Genomic DNA, 16,086 nt, shown 5'->3' on the forward strand with positions numbered 1-16,086 from the left:
GGGGTCCAGATGTCAATGATGCGACTGCCGGCGGCGCTGGCCGTCGCGGCGCTGCTGGCGGTCGGCGCCGCGGCCTGCGGCGGTGACAGCGACGACGACGGCGCGACCGCGACGCAGGCGGCCGCCGGCGCGACGACGGGCGGCGAGGGCGGCGGCGCCGGCGGCCCGGTCAGCATCGTCGCCAGCGTGCCGCCGACCGACCACGGCTGGCTCGGCGCGATCTCGAAGAACGCGCAGGCCGCCGCGGACGAGTTCGACGACGTCGACTTCCGCCTGCTGGAGGCCGCCGACGCCGACTCGCAGGCACAGCAGATCGAGCAGGTGATCTCCGACAGACCGGACGCGCTCGTCGTGTTGCCGCAGGACGGCGCGGCGCTGACGCCGGTCGCGCAGAGAGCCGAGGCGGCCGGGATCCCGGTCGTCAACGTCGACCGGCTGTTCACGGCGCCCGACGCGGCGACCGCGACGATCCTCGGCGACAACTACCAGATCGGCGTGCTCGCGGCCGACTACATCGCCAGAAGACTCGACTGCAGAGGCAACGTCGTGGAGATCCAGGGCCTGGCGGGGATCTCGGTCACGGAGGAGCGCACGAGAGGGTTCGTCGACGAGCTGAGAAAGGCCTGCCCGGACGGCGGGATCGACATCGTCGCCAGACAGCCGGGCGACTTCAACCCCGACACAGGGCTGAGAGTGATGGAGACGATCCTCCAGGCGCAGGACAGAATCGACGCCGTCTACACGCACGACGACGACATGGCCCAGGGCGTCGTGCAGGCGATCCGCAACGCCGGCCGCGACGACGAGATGTTCCTGACCGGCGTCGGCGGCTCCCAGGACGCGATGGAGCAGATCAAGGAGGGCGGCCTCTACGAGGCGACCTTCCTCTACAACCCCAACATGGCCGCGTCGGCCGTCAACATGGCGCGCCTGATCGCGCTCGGCGAGGGCTTCCCGGAGCTGGTCCCGCCGGAGGTCCCGCGCCAGATCATCGTCCCGGCTGCGACGGTGACGAGCGAGAACGTCGAGCAGTACGAGCAGTACGCGTTCAACTGACGCGCGTCCCGGTCGCGCCGGCGGCCGCCCAACCTTGGCACGCCTGTGTCAAGGTTGGGCGCGTCGCTGGTACGATCGGACGATGCGCGACTACCTCGATGCCATCCGCTCCCGCGTCGTCGTCTTCGATGGGGGCATGGGCGCCACGCTCGAGCAGTTCGAGCTGACCGAGCAGGACTACGGCGGACTGAAGGGCAAGTGCCACGAGGCGCTGATCCTCCACCGCCCCGACGTCATCGAGGGCGTCCACGCGACGATGCTCGACGCCGGCGCGGAGGTCGTCGAGACCGACACCTTCCAGGCATCCCGCCTCAAGCTCGACGAGTGGGGCCTCGCCGACCACACGCTGGAGATCAACCGCAGAGGCGCCGAGATCGCGCGCAAGGCGGCCGGCGAGCACCGCTACGTCGCCGGCTCGATCGGCCCGACCGGCTTCCTCCCCGCCTCCGACGACCCGACGCTCGGGAACATCTCCTTCCGCAGACTGGTCGAGGTCTTCGCCGAGCAGTCGCAGGGCCTGGTCGAGGGCGGCGCCGATCTGCTGATGATCGAGACCGCGCAGGACATCCTCGAGGTCAAGGCGGCGATCTTCGGCGCGCGCGAGGCGTTCAAGACGACGGGGAAGCAGATCCCGATCCAGGTCTCGGTCTCGCTGCTGCCCAACGGCGGCAAGATGCTGCTCGGCACCGACATCTCCTCGGTGCTGGCGACGCTGACCGCGCTGCGCGTCGACGCGCTCGGCCTCAACTGCTCGACCGGCCCCGAGGACATGCGCGACGCGATCCGCTTCCTCGGCGAGTTCTCGCCCGTGCCGGTCCACTGCATCCCGAACGCCGGCCTGCCGCTCCAGGGTCCCGACGGGGAGACGATCTTCCCCGAGAAGCCGGAGCCGCTCGCCGCGACGCTGACCGACTTCGTCGAGCGCTACGGCATCTCGATCGTCGGCGGCTGCTGCGGCACGACCGCCGCCCACATCAGAGCGATCGCCGACGCGGTCAAGGGCCGCCCCGTCGAGCCCCGTCCGGCGCCGCGCCCGCAGCATGTCTCCTCGATGATCGCCGCCACGCCGCTGGCGCAGGAGCCGCGCCCGACGATCGTCGGCGAGCGCGTCAACTCGCAGGGCTCGCGCCGCGCCAAGGAGATGCTGCTCGCCGACGACTACGACGGCCTGCTGCAGATCGCCGAGAACCAGGTCGAGCTCGGCGCCCACGTGCTCGACCTCTGCGTCGCGCTGACCGAGCGCCAGGACGAGGCCGAGCAGATGCGGATCCTCGCGAAGAAGGTCTCGCTGTCGCTGCCGGCGCCGATCCAGGTCGACTCGACCGAGCCCGAGGTGATGCAGGCGGCGCTGGAGCAGATCCCCGGCCGCGCGATCGTCAACTCCGTCAACCTCGAGGCCGGCCGCGACAAGCTCGACCTCGTCACGCCGCTCTGCATCGAGCACGGCGCCGCGCTGATCGCGCTGACGATCGACGAGGAGTCGATGGGCAAGACGGCCGAGCGCAAGCTCGAGATCGCCAAGCGGATCCACGGCTACGTCGTCGAGGAGCACGGCCTCCCCGCCGACCTGCTGATCTTCGACGCGCTGACCTTCACGCTCGCGACCGGCGCCGACGAGTTCAAGACCTCTGCGATCGAGACGATCGAGGGCATCCGCGCGATCAAGCGCGAGCTGCCCGGCGTGCTGACCTCGCTCGGCGTCTCCAACGTCTCCTTCGGCTTCGGCAGAGCGGCCCGCGAGGTGCTGAACTCCGTCTTCCTCCACCACTGCGTGGAGGCCGGGCTCGACCTCGCGATGGTCCACCCGAAGGACGTCACGCCGTATGCCGAGATCCCGGAGAACGAGCGCGAGCTGGCCGACGACCTCGTCTTCAACCGCCGCGACGACGCGACCCAGCGCTTCATCGAGCACTTCGAGGAGAAGGGCGAGTCGGGCGACGACGAGGCGGCCGACCCGACCTCCGGGATGGAGCCCGAGGAGGCGCTGCACTTCCACATCCTGCGCCGCAAGAAGGAGGGCGTCGAGGAGTGGATCGACAAGTCGGTCGAGAAGATCGGCGCCGTCCCGACGCTCAACGACGTGCTGCTGCCGGCGATGAAGGAGGTCGGCGACAAGTTCGGCGCCGGCGAGCTGATCCTCCCCTTCGTGCTGCAGAGCGCCGAGGTGATGAAGAAGGCCGTCGCGCAGCTGGAGAGATACCTCGACCGGATCGAGGGCTACACCAAGGGCACGGTCGTCGTCGCGACCGTCTTCGGCGACGTCCACGACATCGGCAAGTCGCTCGTCAACACGATCCTCACGAACAACGGCTACACGGTCGTCGACCTCGGCAAGCAGGTCCCGGTCTCGACGATCCTGGAGGCGGCCCAGGAGCACAGAGCGACCGCGATCGGCCTCTCGGCGCTGCTCGTCTCGACCTCCAAGCAGATGCCGCTCGCCGTCCAGGAGCTGCACGAGAAGAGACTCGACTTCCCGGTGCTGATCGGCGGCGCGGCGATCAACCGCGACTTCGGCCTGCGGATCCTCTACCCGCACGGCAGAGAGTCCGACGACGTCTACGAGCCCGGCGTCTTCTACTGCAAGGACGCCTTCGAGGGCCTCGCGAAGATGGACCAGATCATCGACGACGAGGCCCGCGCCGCGCTGATCGAGAAGACGCGCGCCTCGGCGAAGAGACTGCGCGAGAAGGTCGTCGTCCCCGACGACGCGCCGCCGGTCACCGACGACTCGGTCCGCTCGGCCGCCCGCACCGACAATCCGGTCCCGACCCCGCCGTGGTGGGGCGTGCGCGAGATCGAGGTGCCGCTCGACGAGGTCTGGCACCACCTCGACACCCACGTCCTCTTCAAGCTCCACTGGGGCGGCCGCGGCGTCAAGGGCGAGGCGTGGCAGAAGCTGCTGCGCGACGACTTCGTGCCCCGGCTGGAGCGGATGTGGCGCGAGCAGACCTACCTGCACCCGCGCGCCAAGCTCGGCTACTTCCCCTGCAACAGCGAGGGCAACGAGCTGATCGTCTTCGACCCCAAGGACCACGACAGAGAGCTGCACCGGCTCGTCTTCCCGCGCCAGCCCAAGCACGACCGCATCTGCCTCGCCGACCTGTACCGGCCGCTCTCCTCGGGCGAACGCGACGTCTGCGCGCTGCAGGTCGTCACCGCCGGCGACGAGGTCACCGAGCTGATGGCGAGACTGGAGGCCGACGGCGAGTTCGCCGAGCAGCTGTTCGTCCACGGCCTCGGCGTCCAGACCGCCGAGGGCATGGCCGAGTGGGTCCACGCGAGAGCGCGCAGCGACCTCGGGCTGGAGCCGACCGACGGCCGCCGCTACTCGTGGGGCTACCCGGCCTGCCCGGACCAGTCCGAGCACGAGAAGGTCTTCGACCTGCTCGACGCGCCGTCGATCGGCATGCGTCTCTCCGGCGGCTACGCCGTCGAGCCGGAGCAGTCGACCGTCGCGATCGTCGCCCACCATCCGCAGGCGGTCTACTTCGGCATGAGAAGCGGCTTCCTGCCGAAGGAGAAGGCCCCCGACGAGATCATCATCGGCACCGACAAGGACCCGTCGATGATCGACCTCGGCGCGCTCGACGACGACCCGCGCGAGGGCGCGGTCGAGGCCGAGGTCGCGCCGGACGCGGCCGGCGTCGAGTAGGCGGCGCTTTCGGGCCTACGCCTCGGCGGCGCTGCGCTGGCCAGCGCCGCCGCGGCGCTCGCGCGGATGGGCGCGGAGCGTGACCGGCGAGGTCTGCATCGTGCGCAGGCGGACGTCCTTCCACGACAGCCCCTCCTTCAGCAGCGCGGGCATGCCCATCAGCACGGCGGTCGCGACCTCGACCGCCTGCAGGACGATGCCGTAGCCGAGCGCGTCGGCGTGCGAGACGCCGTAGCCGCTGCTGAGCACGACGACGCAGGCGGCCTGGAAGATGCCGAGGTTCGACGGCGTCGCCGGCAGCACCGCCGTCACGTTGACGGCGAACAGGACTGCCGCGGCGGCGCCGATCCCGGCCTGGTCGTCGAGCCCGAAGGCGACGAGGAGCACGTAGCAGGAGATCCACTGGAGCACCCACGCGCCGAGCTGCGCGACCAGCGCGACCGCGCCGAGGCGCGGCTGGCGGAAGACGGCGAGGCCGTCGCGGACGCGGCCGAGCGCTCGACGGGCCTGGCCGGTCAGCTCGCGCAGCCTCGCGAAGCGCGAATGCTTGCCGGCGCTCAGCAGCGGCGGCGCGATCAGCACGACGGCGAGCAGCACGAGCGGCGCGATCGTCGCGACCAGCAGCGCGTCCTGGTGCCCCCTGAAGATCCGCACCGACGACAGCGTCACGATCCCGAGCAGCACGAGCGCGAGGATGTTGAGCAGCGTCTGGGAGACGATCGTGCCGAGCACGATCGGGAAATGCTCGCGCGGGCGGCCGGTGCGGCGGGCGACGATCAGCGCGCGCGACGGCTCGCCGAGGCGGGCCGGCAGCGTCGCCGACATCAGCACGCCGATGAAGGTGCCCTGCATCGAGTCGCGCAGGCGCACGCGGCTGTCGGGCAGCGCCGCGGTCAGGATCGATCTCCACGCGACGGCGCGGGCCGCCATCGACGTGCACATGATCCCGAGGCCGACCAGCACCCAGGCGGGACTGGAGTCGACCAGCGCGGTGATCACCCGGTCGACGCCGATTCTCCTGATCGCGAGCACCGAGCCGGCGACGATCGCCAGCACGAGCAGCGCCATCACGGCCCGCCGCAGCAGCGCGACCGCCGGCCGGCGCGTGCCGGCCGGTGGCGGCGGCTCGAGGCTCGGCAGCCGCTGCGCGGGGACCTTCGGCTGCATGTCGGCGGGCAGGAGGCCGACGCGGACGCCGATCCGCTCCGTCACCGTGCGCGGAGCGGGCGTGGCGATCGCGTCCTCGTAGGCGCCGATCACCTCGGAGGCGACGCGCGGCCAGGCGTAGCGCTGCGCGTGGGCGGCGGCGGCGACGCCCATCGCGGCCAGCCGCTGCGGCTCGTGCCAGAGGTCGCGCAGCGTCTCGGCCAGCGCGGTCGCGTCGCCGCGCGGCACGAGCACGCCGTCGACGCCGTCGCGCACGACGTCGCCGTAGCCGGCGATGTCGGAGGCGACGACCGGCGTGCCGGCGGCGAACGCCTCCGTCAGCACCATCCCGAAGCTCTCGCCGCCGAGCGACGGCGCGCACAGCACGTCGGCGCGCTCGAGCACGCGCCGCTTCTCGTCGTCGTCGACGCGGCCGAGGACGGTGATCCCGCGGTCGTCGAGCAGCAGCGGCGCGACCTCCTCGCGGTTGGCGCCGACGATCGTCAGCTCGACCGGGATGTGCTCGCGCAGCGCCTCGAAGGCGCGCAGCAGCACCGGCAGCCCCTTGCGCTCGACCGCCTGGCCGACGAAGGCGATCCGCAGGCTGCCGCCGGTCCCCTTCGGCGCGCCGAGGTCAGGGACGCCGAGCGCCGCGGCGGCCTGCAGCGCCGGTTCGCCGGGCAGCGCGGCGGACTCCGGGATCGCCACGCCGTTGGGGATGATCCGGTAGCGGCCGCCGAAGAAGCGCCGCGCCGTCCACGCGGCCGCCTCCGAGACGGCGATGCGGACGTGGAGGTGGTTGAGCATCCGCCGCGCGCCGAGCGCGTTGGCGACGTTGTTGGAGAAGCGGTTGGTCGAGTAGGCGTGGAAGGTGCCGACCAGCGGCGCGTTCGTGCTGACGCAGGCGTCCCAGCACAGTCTCGGCGCGACCGGCTCGTGCAGGTGGACGACGTCGAAGTCGCCGGCGCGCAGCTCCTGGCGCATCTTCAGCAGCCCGCCCGGCGTCGCCATCAGGTTGGAGACCGCGCCGTTGGCGTTGAAGCCGATCGTGCCGCCGAGCGGGATCAGGTACTCGGGGACCTGGCGCTGCTGGGGGGCAGCGCCTCTGTGGAGGATCCGGGCACGACGGTCGTCCGGGTCGAAGGGGGCCAGGACGCGCACGTCGTGGCCCTCGGAGAGGAAGGTCTCGGCGAGGGCCTCGATGTGCCGAGTGACGCCGCCCGGATAGGTCCACGAATACGGTGAGACCAGGGCTACGCGCATCGGGCCCGGATGCTATCGCGCCCGCAGGCGCCACACGCTGGGGTTGCCCCCACTTTCATGTGGCTCTCATCTGGAGGGCACGCGTTCGGGTCTTCCCCCGTTCGCGCGCGCGAAACGACCGCGTCCGCCCGGCGCGCCGCGCGAGGCGGCGCCCGGAGCGCCGTCTCAGACGGCGGAGACCTCTTCCTCCTCCGCGACGCGGAAGGAGGAGCCGCAGCCGCAGGCCGCGACGACGTTGGGGTTGTCGACCTTGAAGCCGGCTCCCTGCATCTCGTCGACGTAGTCGATCACGGAGCCCTGCACGTACGGCAGGCTCGGCTTGTCGACGAGCAGGCGGATGCCCCTGTCCTCGAAGACGACGTCGCCGTCGCGCTCCTGGTCGAACGCGAGCGCGTACTGGAAGCCCGAGCAGCCGCCGCCGCGGACGCCGACGCGCAGTCCGGCGGTCTCGACGGCCGTGCCCTGCGAGGCGAGGAACTCGTGGACCTTCTCGGCGCCCTTGTCGGTGAGCGTGATCATGTGCTTCTCCGTGCCGTTCCCGAAAGCTCTGGCCCGCAGGGGCGGGATCGCCCCCACGCTTCATTCAGTGTAGCGACCCCCGGACGGGCCGCGAGCGGCGCTACCCTTGAGCGATGGCGACGAGCGAAGAACTGAAGCAACGTATCGAGACGGCCATCCCCGGCTCCTCCGCGCAGGTCACGGGCGACGACGGGCACCACTTCGAGGCCGTCGTCGTCGCCCCTCAGTTCGAGGGCATGAGCCGGATCGCGCAGCACCGGCTCGTCTACGACGTGTTCGAGGGCGAGCTCGGCGGCCGCATCCACGCGCTCTCCCTGCAGACCAAGGCTCCAGCGAGGACTTCATCGTGAGTGACGAAACCAACCCCCTCCGGGACGCGATCAGAGAGGCGATCGACGAGAACCCGGTGATCCTGTTCATGAAGGGCACGCCGGACCAGCCGATGTGCGGCTACTCGGCGCGCACCGCCGCCGCGCTGCAGACGCTGGGCGCGCCGTTCGCCGCGGTCGACATCCTCCCCGACCCGCGCATCCGCCAGGAGCTGTCGGCGCTGTCGAACTGGCCGACGATCCCGCAGCTGTTCGTCAGAGGCGAGCTGATCGGCGGCGCCGACATCGTCGCCGAGATGTACGAGACCGGCGAGCTGGCCCAGGTGCTCGGCGTCGAGCAGCCGTCGGCGCCCGAGCCGCCGGCCGCCGAGGGCGGCCAGGCGCCGCCGCTCTCGATCGAGAACCGGCTCGGCTAGCGGCCGGCGCTAGCGCGTCACCCGCACCGGCAGCGCGCCGCGGCCGTCGATCCGCAGCTCGGCGACGGCCCCGGCGCGCCAGCGCGCCTTCCCGATCCGCGCCCGCAGCCCGTCGTAGCGGGCCGTCGCGAGGAAGCGGGCGCGCACCTCCCTCAGCGACTGCGCGCCGCCGCTGGAGGCGGTGTCGTCCTCGCCGCCGATCATGATCGTGATCGTCTCGCCGCCGTCGACCGCGTCGAGCGTGCGGCCGGCGAGGTTGAGCGTCTGGCGCCCAAGCGGCGCGTCGCGCGGGATCCGCACCGTCAGCCGGACGGTCCGCAGCGGGCCGCGGACCTCGCGCACGCGCAGCGTGAGCCGCGCCTTCCCGCCGCGGCGGACCGTGCGCGGGCCCTTCACCGAGCGGATCGTCGCCAGCCGCAGCCCGCGCGCGATCCGCACGTCGGCCTGCACGCCCGTGACGTGGAGGGCCTTGAAGTCGGTCGCGTCGACCGCGGCGAGCGCGCTCGTCACGTCGTTCGCCATCGCCAGCGCCAGGCCGGGGACGCCCTCGGTGTCGGAGGCGTTGACCACGTAGCGGTTGCAGAAGCGCAGCGGCGCTCTGCTCTCGCGCAGCGTCACGCGCAGGCAGAGCCGGCCGCTCTCGCGCGCCGGCGCGCCCTCGAAGGCGGTCGTGACCGCCTGGGCGACGGCGATCGGCGCGATCGCCGGCAGCAGCCCGTGGCCGAGCGGGTCGCCGACGTCGACCTCGTCGGCGACCTCGGTCCGCTGCCGCACCGTTCTGCCGCGGTCCTCGTCGCGCACGTTCACGACGACCGGGATCGTCGGCGCCCTCTCCCCCACCGCGCCGACGACCGCCGCGGCGGCGTCGTTGGTGACGGTGCCGAGCGCGTGGCCGGGCGCCGCCAGCTTGTACGACGTCATCGACGGGAGGTCGAAGGGATGGCCGACGACGGTGAAGACGTAGGCGTCCTGCAGCACGAGCGAGCGCCGGCCGGCCGCGTCGAACTGGTGGCCGAAGCCGTAGACGACGTTCCCGTCGCGGTAGGTGACGGTGCCGATCGCGCTCGCCGCGACGGCGCCGGTCGAGTACGCGGCGCCCATCGCGGCGCCCGGCACCAGCTCCTGCGGCGCGAAGCTGCCGAGCGGCCCGACCGGCGCGGCGACGAGCGCCCGCCCGCGCGCACGGCCCGAGCGCTCCAGCAGCCGCCCGAGCGCTGGCGACAGCCCGGCGACCGTCAGCGGCGCGGTGAGCGGGCGCACGCTCGCGCGCACGGCCCGCGGGGCCCGCTTGGCGCCCGACGGCGGCTTGGCCGGCAGTCCGAGCATCTGCTCGATCGGCGTCACCAGCCCGACGTCGTTGCCGTACTGGCCGATCGTCGCCGACACGGCACCGGCGTTGCCGACCGCACCGTCGGCGCCGGCGCAATAGACCGGCGAGCCGGAGAAGCCCGACGCGATCCCGCTGCCGGCGACCGCGTCGCCGGAGACGCGCACGAGGATCCGCGGCCCGGAGCCGTTGACGTCGTCGAGGACGTCGATCACCTCGACGCCGAAGGTCGTGATCTCCGTCCCCTGCACGACCGTGCGCGCGGTGCACTCCATGCCGCGATGGATCTGCGCGAGCGGCACGATCGGGTCAGCGGCGACGGCGGCCGGCGCGGTGACGGCGGCCGCCGTCACCGTCAGGCCAAGGATGCGAGCGAACACGCGCGGGACTGTACTGCCTGGCGCGCGCCCGCTTTCCATCATCCGGTGGGCCGCGCGACGTCCGCGCCGCCGGCGTCGATCAGCTCGACGATCCGGCGCGAGTCGCAGACCGCCTCGCCGCCGTCGAGCGCGAGCACGGGGACGCGGCGCTGGCCGGTCAGCTGCTCGATCATCTCGCGGTTCGCCCGGCGGTACGGCACGCGCACCTCCTCGTAGGCGACGCCGGCGCGGCGCAGCGCCCGCGCGACGCGGCCGCATGGGCAGAGCAGGTCGGTCGGCGTGGGACAGCGATACAGGGTGTGCCCCGCTCGAAGTGTGACGAATTGCACGCTTCTCGGGGTGAATCGACTAGGGTGCCGCGCCATGGCACCGGTCGCAATCGTCACCGACACCTGCCACTACCTGCCGCGGCAGCTGGTCGCCGCCCGCGGGATCCACGAAGTCAGCCTCTACGTCCACTGGGATGGGCGGGAGGACCGGGAGGCAGACCTGCCCGACTTCGACGCCTACTACGAGCACCTCGGCAGGGCATCGGTCCTGCCGACGACCTCGCAGCCGTCGATCGGGGACTTCATGGCCGTCTACGAGCCGCTGCTGGACAGCGGGCGCGACGTCGTCTCGATCCATCTCTCCGGCGGGATGTCGGGGACGGTCGCGGCGGCGCAGCAGGCGCGCGAGCAGCTCGGCGAGCGCAAGGAGCGCGTGCACGTGCTCGACTCGGGCAGCGCCTGCGGCGGCGAGGGCCTGATGGTGCTCGCCGCGCACGCGGCCGCGGCGCGCGGCACCGGCGCCAAGGAGGTCGTCGCGCACGCCCGCGAGGCGCGCGCGGCGCTGAAGATGTGGTTCGCGATCGACACGCTCGAGTACCTCCGCCGCGGCGGCCGGATCGCGGCCGCGCAGGCGTGGCTCGGCTCGGCGCTGCGGATCAAGCCGATCCTGACGGTCGAGTCGGAGATCACGCCGGTCGAGCGCGTGCGCACGTCGGGGCGGGCCTTCGAGCGGATGGTCGACTACCTGCGCAGCCGCCGCGACGACGGCGCCGACGGCTGGGTGATCCAGCACATCCAGGCGCCCGACGAGTGCGCGAGGCTGGTCGAGCGGGGGCGCGAGATATTCGGGACCGACCCGGTCTTCGTCTCCGAGGTCGGACCGGTGATCGGCACGCACGTCGGCCCGGGCCTGCTCGGCGTCGGAGCGATTCCGCTGCGCCATCTCGGGTGAGGCGGCGCGTTGCCGCGCAGGTCCGCCGCCGCCCGCACCGAACCGGTCTGGAAGGTTCACGTTTCCGGGCTGTCGGTCACGGGCAGCGATCGTGCACGAAGCAGTCCGGTCCGCAGCGGGGGCGCAGCGGCCGTGTCGGGGAACGGGAGACGGAGGGAGAACGGGGTATGGAGCTGATCGCCATCGCCATCGGGCTGACCGTGTGGCTCGCCATTGCGACCTTCGCGGTCGCGATCGCCGCGGCCGCCGGCCGCTCCGATCGCGCCGAGCACCGACGCCGGGCCCGCGCTCCGCTGGGGTCCCCGAAACGCGAAACGGCGCCCACCCGGGGCGCCGCTCCGAAGCGGTTCGCGGCGACCTTGCCGCGTTAGCGCCGGCGCTGCCGCGTCAGCGGCGGCGCTTCTTCTTGCGGCGGCCGCCGAAGACGATCCCGCCGACGGCCGCGATCCCGCCGCCGAGCACGAAGCCGGCGACCGCGGCGGCGATGATCGCCTCTCTCTGCCTCGCCGCCAGCTGTCTGCGCCAGTCGGTCAGCTCCTCGACGTGGTCTCGCAGGACCTCCAGCGAGGCGCCGAGCTCCTTGCGGTTCTGCTCGATCGAGGCGCGGATCTGCTCGGGCGTGCGAGTCGACATCAGGAGACCCCTCTGACGGCCTGGGCGACGGACGGGCCGGCGGGCGACGGAGCGCCGTCGGGGCCGGAGACCGTCTCGCGGATCTTCTTCGCCTCGTCGATCGCCATCTCCGGCATCGGCGGCGAGCCGGCCTTCATCGCCTTGTAGGCGAGCGCGCCGGCGAGCGCGCCGAGCAGGAAGAGGATCACGGCGACGATCAGGAAGCCGAGCCAGTACGAGGTCTTCGTGTCGGTCAGCTGCCAGGCGAACCAGGCTGCGCCGTGGAGCAGGAACAGCAGGCCGACGACGACGAAGATGCCGGCGGCGATGCCGACGACCGCGCCGCGGATGAGCTTCGTGACTCTGGCGCTGATCTCCGCCTTCGCCAGCTCGATCTCCTCGCGCACGAGGAGGGAGGCCTTCTCGGAGACCTCGGTGATCGCCTGGGCGATGTTCTTGGGTGTCTGATCGTCAGCGGGCAAAACGCTTGAGGACCTGAGCCAGCACCACGCCGCCGAGGAAGGCGGCGCCGACGTGCAGCTCCGGTCTGTCGAGGGGCAGTCCGGGGATCGCCAGCGGCGGGGCCGCGGCGGAGGCCGGCGGCGCCGGCGGGGCGATCGGCGGCGGGGCCGCCTCGCCTGCCGGCGGCGCCGGCGGCGGGGTCACGGTCGTCGGCTCGGCGTCGGCGGCCCCCTCCTCGGGGCCGGAGCCGAGCGGAACGCCGGGATCCCGGCTCACTCGGGCGGCTCCTCACCGAAGGCGCGCACCCACACGAACGTCGCCAGGCGCTGCGTGGCGATGCTGGCGAGCGCGCCGATGCCGGCGAGCAGGCCGGACCAGATCAGCCGCTTGACGAGTTCGCTTTCTCTCATGATCTCGGGCATTCAATCAGAGCTCCCGGCGGCTTCGCGCTAACCCTCGACGCGCTCCAAGCCACCGCAGATCGTCTCGACGATGAGGGTCTTGGCATCCTCGTATTCCCGATCGCCGACCGGGAGCAACGAGAAGATCCAGCCTGTCAGAACCTGCTCGACGGCGCCATAGAAGGCCAACGCGGCGAAGTCCGGCGTGACGTCGTCGCGGAAGGTCCCGGCCCGCTGCGCCCTCTCCACGATCGCGCCGATCTGGACGTACGCCTGGCGGATCTGCGGCAGGTGCGTGCGGCCGAAGGTGTTGGCCGCGCGCGTCACCTCGACGATGATCACCTTCATCAGGTCGGGGTCGTGGCGGTAGGAGTCGACGATGAACGACGCGATCGCGTGCAGCTTCTCCCTCGGCGGCAGCTCCTGCGCGTCGACCTCGGCGATCGCGCGCAGGAGGATGTCCCAGCGCTCGAGGAAGAGCGTGTCGAGGATCTCGTCCTTGCTCTTGAAGTAGTGGTAGACGAGGCCGTAGGCGACTCTCGCCTCGTCGGCGATGTCGGAGACGCGGCAGGTGTGGAAGCCCTGGCGGGCGAAGACGCGGACGGCCGCGTCGAGGATCAGGCGCCGCTTGTCGACGGCCGGCTGCGTGCGCGCCATCAGAGAGCCGCCTTCGGCCACGCGTACGCCCCCGGCCGGCGGTTCGCGAGCGACGGCAGTCTCGCGCGGATCTCGGCCAGCCGCGCGAGGTCGAGCTCGGCGGCGACGTGCGTCTCGGCGTCGGGCGCCGTCGCGAGCACGAGGCCCCACGGGTCGACGATCAGCGAGCGGCCGCCGGAGCGGTTGCCGGGCGGCGAGACGCCGATCTGGTTGGGCGCGACCATGAAGCACTGGTTCTCGATCGCGCGCGCCCGCAGCAGCACCTCCCAGTGGTCGCGGGTCGTCGCGAGCGTGAAGGCCGACGGCAGCGTGACGACCTGCGCGCCGCGCAGCGCGAGGATCCGGAACAGCTCCGGGAAGCGCAGGTCGTAGCAGATGCCCATCCCAAGGCTCACGGGCTCGCCGCCGGCGGTCAGCTCGCTGCAGACGAGCTGCTCCCCCGGCTCCTCGCCGTCGGACTCGCGGTAGACCCGCCCGCCGACCTCGACGTCGAACAGGTGGACCTTGCGGTAGGTCGCGCGGATCTCGCCGTCGGGGCCGACGTGGACGCTCGTGTTCGAGCGCTTCTCGCGACCTTCGACCCGCTCGACGATCGAGCCGGCGACGAGGTCGATCCCCAGCTCGCGGGCGGTCGCGCACGCCCACGAGATCGCGGGGCCGTCGAGCGGCTCGGCCCCGTCGGCGAGCTGCTCGGGCGTGCCGAGCACGCTCCACTTCTCGGGCAGGACGACCAGCGCGGCGCCGTCGGCCGCGGCGGCGCGGACGAGGCGGTCGGCGACTGCGAGGTTTCGGTCGCGGTCGTCAGTAGAGTTCATCTGGATCGCCGCGACGCGCACGGGTGGTGATCCTCCAAGGCAGTACAGATTGACTGGTCAGTCAATCCCGGAAGCCGAAGGATACCGCAGCGAGATGGCGTCTTCGACCGACGAACGAGCAGCATCCGCGCCCGCTTCGGCCGGTCCCGGCGCCGCTCCCGTCGGCCCCTACCGCGGCCGCTTCGGCGCCGCGCGCCCCGCCGCGCTCGCCGCCCTCCCGCTGCCGCCGGCGCGGATGCCGCTGCGGCGTGGCGCACGGCCGCTCAAGCGCTGGCGCTACGTCGGCGTCTACGGGCCCGAGCTGATGCTGTGCGTCGGGCTCGCGCGCGTCGGCGTCGCGCACCAGGCGTTCTGGGCCGTGTGGGAGCGCGAGGCGCGGCGGCTGCACGAGCGCACGCGCCTGTCGCGCGGCGGCGTCGAGCTGAGCATGGAGCGGCCGGGCCGCGTCCGCGTCTCCGACCGCGCCGGCCGGCTGGAGATCGAGATCGACCTCCTGGTCGAGGAGGTCGACGGCGTGGAGACGATCTCGCCGCACGGCCGCTCGCTGATCTGGACGCGCAAGCAGGGCGGCGTCCCGGCGCACGGGACGGTGCGGATCGGCGACGCCGTCCACGCGCTCGACGCGCTCGCGGTCGTCGACGACAGCGCCGGCTGGCACGCCCGCCGCACCGACTGGCGCTGGAGCGCGGGCGTCGGCCGCACCGCCGACGGCCGCACCGCCGCATGGAACCTCGTCGACGGCGTCCACGACGCCGCCGCCGGCGGCAGCGAGCGGACCGTCTGGCTCGACGGCGCGCCGGTCGAGGCGGCCCCGGCCGTCTTCGCCGCCGACCTCTCGGCCGTCTCGACGCCGGCCGACGGCGGCGACCTGCGCTTCGCCACCGAGGCGGTGCGCGAGCGGCGCGAGAACATGCTGCTCGTGCGCAGCTCCTATCGCCAGCCGTTCGGCACCTTCGGCGGCGCGCTCCCCGGCGGCATCCAGCTCGCCGAGGGCTTCGGCGTGATGGAGCAGCACAGCGCTGTGTGGTGAGCGCACGTGAAGAGCGCAGGTTTGCAGGTCCCTGAGACCCACAGACCTGCCCTCATACGAGTGGTGGCAGCAGGGGTGTGGGATCAGCGCTGCTCGCGGCGCTCGTCGCGCTGGCGGCGGAGCTCGGCGAGCAGGAGCTTGGAGTGGAGGGCGCCGATCAGCTCGCGCAGCGGCTCGGCGCCGGAGGCGACGATCTCGACGGCGCGATCGGGGTCGACGCGGTTGGCGAGGCGGTGGAGCAGGACGCCGACCTCCTCCTCGACCAGCGGCTGGAGCGCCTCGCGGTAGCGGATCGTGTCGTAGACGGTGAAGCCGATCGCCTCCTCGAAGCCGCCGGCGCGGAAGCGCGAGATCGCCTCGACGATCGCGACGTCGTCGGCGTCGTAGCCGCGTGCGGTCGGCGTCAGCACGCCGATCTCCTCCATCCGCTCGAGCACGTTGGCGGGGACGCCGTAGCGCTCGTCGACCTCCGCGCGCGAGGTGCGCGTCTGCTCGCCCTGGGCGGTCGCGCGCTCGATGATGCGGTCCTCCAGCTCGATCAGCGCCTCGAGCCGCTCGGGATCGTCGCGGAGCGCGTCGCGAATCACCCGCAGCGGCATGAAGCGCTCCTCCTGCAGCCGCTTGATCAGCCTGATCCGGTCGACGAAGTCGGGCGGGTAGTAGGCCATGTTGCGACTGGTGCGCACGACGTCGGCCTGGTCGCCGAGCAGCCCCTCGCGCAGGTAGTGCTTGATCGTGCCGGCAGAGACGCCGGAGCGTTCGGCCAGCTGGCTCATCTTCAGCATGCCGCTCGCGCGCGG

Annotated in this window: 18 protein-coding genes; 7 read left to right on the forward strand and 11 right to left on the reverse strand. The window is 72.4% G+C overall.

Annotated elements, in window-relative coordinates:
- Positions 1–9: 9 nt before the first annotated feature.
- Together BDZ31_RS11305 and BDZ31_RS11310 are read left to right on the forward strand one after the other, a co-directional pair.
- The gene (locus BDZ31_RS11305) at positions 10–1,056 is read left to right on the forward strand and encodes a substrate-binding domain-containing protein (protein WP_183342058.1); all 1,047 of its coding nucleotides are present in this window, start codon (positions 10–12) and stop codon (positions 1,054–1,056) included.
- 82 nt (positions 1,057–1,138) lie between these two features.
- Positions 1,139–4,708 carry a methionine synthase gene (locus BDZ31_RS11310; protein WP_183342060.1) on the forward strand — a complete coding sequence of 1,190 codons (3,570 nt, stop codon included), beginning with the start codon at positions 1,139–1,141 and terminating at the stop codon, positions 4,706–4,708.
- A 15-nt stretch (positions 4,709–4,723) separates the two neighbouring features.
- Here the strand turns inward: BDZ31_RS11310 and BDZ31_RS11315 are convergent, their stop codons facing one another.
- Entirely contained in the window at positions 4,724–7,117 is a 2,394-nt protein-coding gene (locus tag BDZ31_RS11315; RefSeq protein WP_183342062.1) for a flippase-like domain-containing protein, read from the reverse strand.
- 165 nt (positions 7,118–7,282) lie between these two features.
- A complete protein-coding gene (locus BDZ31_RS11320) occupies positions 7,283–7,636 on the reverse strand; it encodes a HesB/IscA family protein (RefSeq protein ID WP_183342065.1) in 354 nt (117 codons plus the stop codon).
- Positions 7,637–7,749: 113 nt separating this feature from the next.
- On the opposite strand from BDZ31_RS11320, the gene BDZ31_RS11325 reads away from it, so the two are divergent.
- Both BDZ31_RS11325 and grxD read left to right on the forward strand, forming a co-directional pair.
- Positions 7,750–7,986 carry a BolA family protein gene (locus BDZ31_RS11325; protein WP_183342067.1) on the forward strand — a complete coding sequence of 79 codons (237 nt, stop codon included), beginning with the start codon at positions 7,750–7,752 and terminating at the stop codon, positions 7,984–7,986.
- The gene (grxD, locus tag BDZ31_RS11330) at positions 7,983–8,381 is read left to right on the forward strand and encodes a Grx4 family monothiol glutaredoxin (protein ID WP_183342068.1); all 399 of its coding nucleotides are present in this window, start codon (positions 7,983–7,985) and stop codon (positions 8,379–8,381) included. Before BDZ31_RS11325 ends, grxD begins: the two co-directional genes overlap by 4 nt.
- A 9-nt stretch (positions 8,382–8,390) precedes the next feature.
- Here grxD and BDZ31_RS11335 read toward each other — a convergent pair whose 3' ends face one another.
- Together BDZ31_RS11335 and BDZ31_RS11340 are read right to left on the reverse strand one after the other, a co-directional pair.
- Positions 8,391–10,088, reverse strand: a complete 1,698-nt coding sequence (locus tag BDZ31_RS11335) for a hypothetical protein (RefSeq protein ID WP_183342070.1) — start codon at positions 10,086–10,088, stop codon at positions 8,391–8,393.
- A gap of 38 nt (positions 10,089–10,126) precedes the next feature.
- Entirely contained in the window at positions 10,127–10,417 is a 291-nt protein-coding gene (locus BDZ31_RS11340; protein ID WP_183342072.1) for a glutathione S-transferase N-terminal domain-containing protein, read from the reverse strand.
- A gap of 34 nt (positions 10,418–10,451) precedes the next feature.
- Here BDZ31_RS11340 and BDZ31_RS11345 point away from each other — a divergent pair, with 34 nt between their 5' ends.
- The gene (locus BDZ31_RS11345) at positions 10,452–11,309 is read left to right on the forward strand and encodes a DegV family protein (RefSeq protein ID WP_183342074.1); all 858 of its coding nucleotides are present in this window, start codon (positions 10,452–10,454) and stop codon (positions 11,307–11,309) included.
- A gap of 167 nt (positions 11,310–11,476) precedes the next feature.
- On the forward strand, positions 11,477–11,680 hold the full coding sequence (locus BDZ31_RS11350; RefSeq protein WP_183342076.1) for a hypothetical protein: 204 nt from the start codon (positions 11,477–11,479) through the stop codon (positions 11,678–11,680).
- 16 nt (positions 11,681–11,696) lie between these two features.
- On the opposite strand, the gene BDZ31_RS11355 is transcribed toward BDZ31_RS11350, so the two are convergent.
- Genes BDZ31_RS11355 through BDZ31_RS11380 form a run of 6 tightly spaced genes read right to left on the reverse strand, consistent with a single transcriptional unit; the run spans position 11,697 to position 14,277 of the window.
- Positions 11,697–11,942 (reverse strand): DUF3618 domain-containing protein, encoded by a 246-nt coding sequence (locus BDZ31_RS11355; protein WP_246344911.1) that lies wholly within the window; start codon positions 11,940–11,942, stop codon positions 11,697–11,699.
- The gene (locus BDZ31_RS11360) at positions 11,942–12,403 is read right to left on the reverse strand and encodes a phage holin family protein (protein WP_183342078.1); all 462 of its coding nucleotides are present in this window, start codon (positions 12,401–12,403) and stop codon (positions 11,942–11,944) included. Before BDZ31_RS11360 ends, BDZ31_RS11355 begins: the two co-directional genes overlap by 1 nt.
- Positions 12,393–12,659 (reverse strand): hypothetical protein, encoded by a 267-nt coding sequence (locus BDZ31_RS11365; protein WP_183342080.1) that lies wholly within the window; start codon positions 12,657–12,659, stop codon positions 12,393–12,395. The genes BDZ31_RS11360 and BDZ31_RS11365 overlap by 11 nt, the downstream gene beginning before the upstream one ends.
- On the reverse strand, positions 12,656–12,805 hold the full coding sequence (locus tag BDZ31_RS11370; RefSeq protein WP_183342082.1) for a hypothetical protein: 150 nt from the start codon (positions 12,803–12,805) through the stop codon (positions 12,656–12,658). The genes BDZ31_RS11365 and BDZ31_RS11370 overlap by 4 nt, the downstream gene beginning before the upstream one ends.
- 27 nt (positions 12,806–12,832) lie before the next feature.
- Entirely contained in the window at positions 12,833–13,441 is a 609-nt protein-coding gene (locus tag BDZ31_RS11375) for a TetR/AcrR family transcriptional regulator (RefSeq protein WP_183342084.1), read from the reverse strand.
- Positions 13,441–14,277 carry a nitrilase-related carbon-nitrogen hydrolase gene (locus BDZ31_RS11380; protein ID WP_183342086.1) on the reverse strand — a complete coding sequence of 279 codons (837 nt, stop codon included), beginning with the start codon at positions 14,275–14,277 and terminating at the stop codon, positions 13,441–13,443. The genes BDZ31_RS11375 and BDZ31_RS11380 overlap by 1 nt, the downstream gene beginning before the upstream one ends.
- A 73-nt stretch (positions 14,278–14,350) precedes the next feature.
- On the opposite strand from BDZ31_RS11380, the gene BDZ31_RS11385 reads away from it, so the two are divergent.
- Complete coding sequence (locus BDZ31_RS11385) at positions 14,351–15,286, forward strand: DUF2804 family protein (RefSeq protein WP_183342088.1); 936 nt, start codon at positions 14,351–14,353, stop codon at positions 15,284–15,286.
- 83 nt (positions 15,287–15,369) lie between these two features.
- Here BDZ31_RS11385 and BDZ31_RS11390 read toward each other — a convergent pair whose 3' ends face one another.
- Positions 15,370–16,062: a MerR family transcriptional regulator gene (locus BDZ31_RS11390; protein WP_183342089.1), complete on the reverse strand. Its 693-nt coding sequence runs from the start codon at positions 16,060–16,062 to the stop codon at positions 15,370–15,372.
- Positions 16,063–16,086 lie beyond the last annotated feature (24 nt).

The organism is Conexibacter arvalis (assembly GCF_014199525.1).
GTDB classification, from domain to species: domain Bacteria; phylum Actinomycetota; class Thermoleophilia; order Solirubrobacterales; family Solirubrobacteraceae; genus Conexibacter; species Conexibacter arvalis.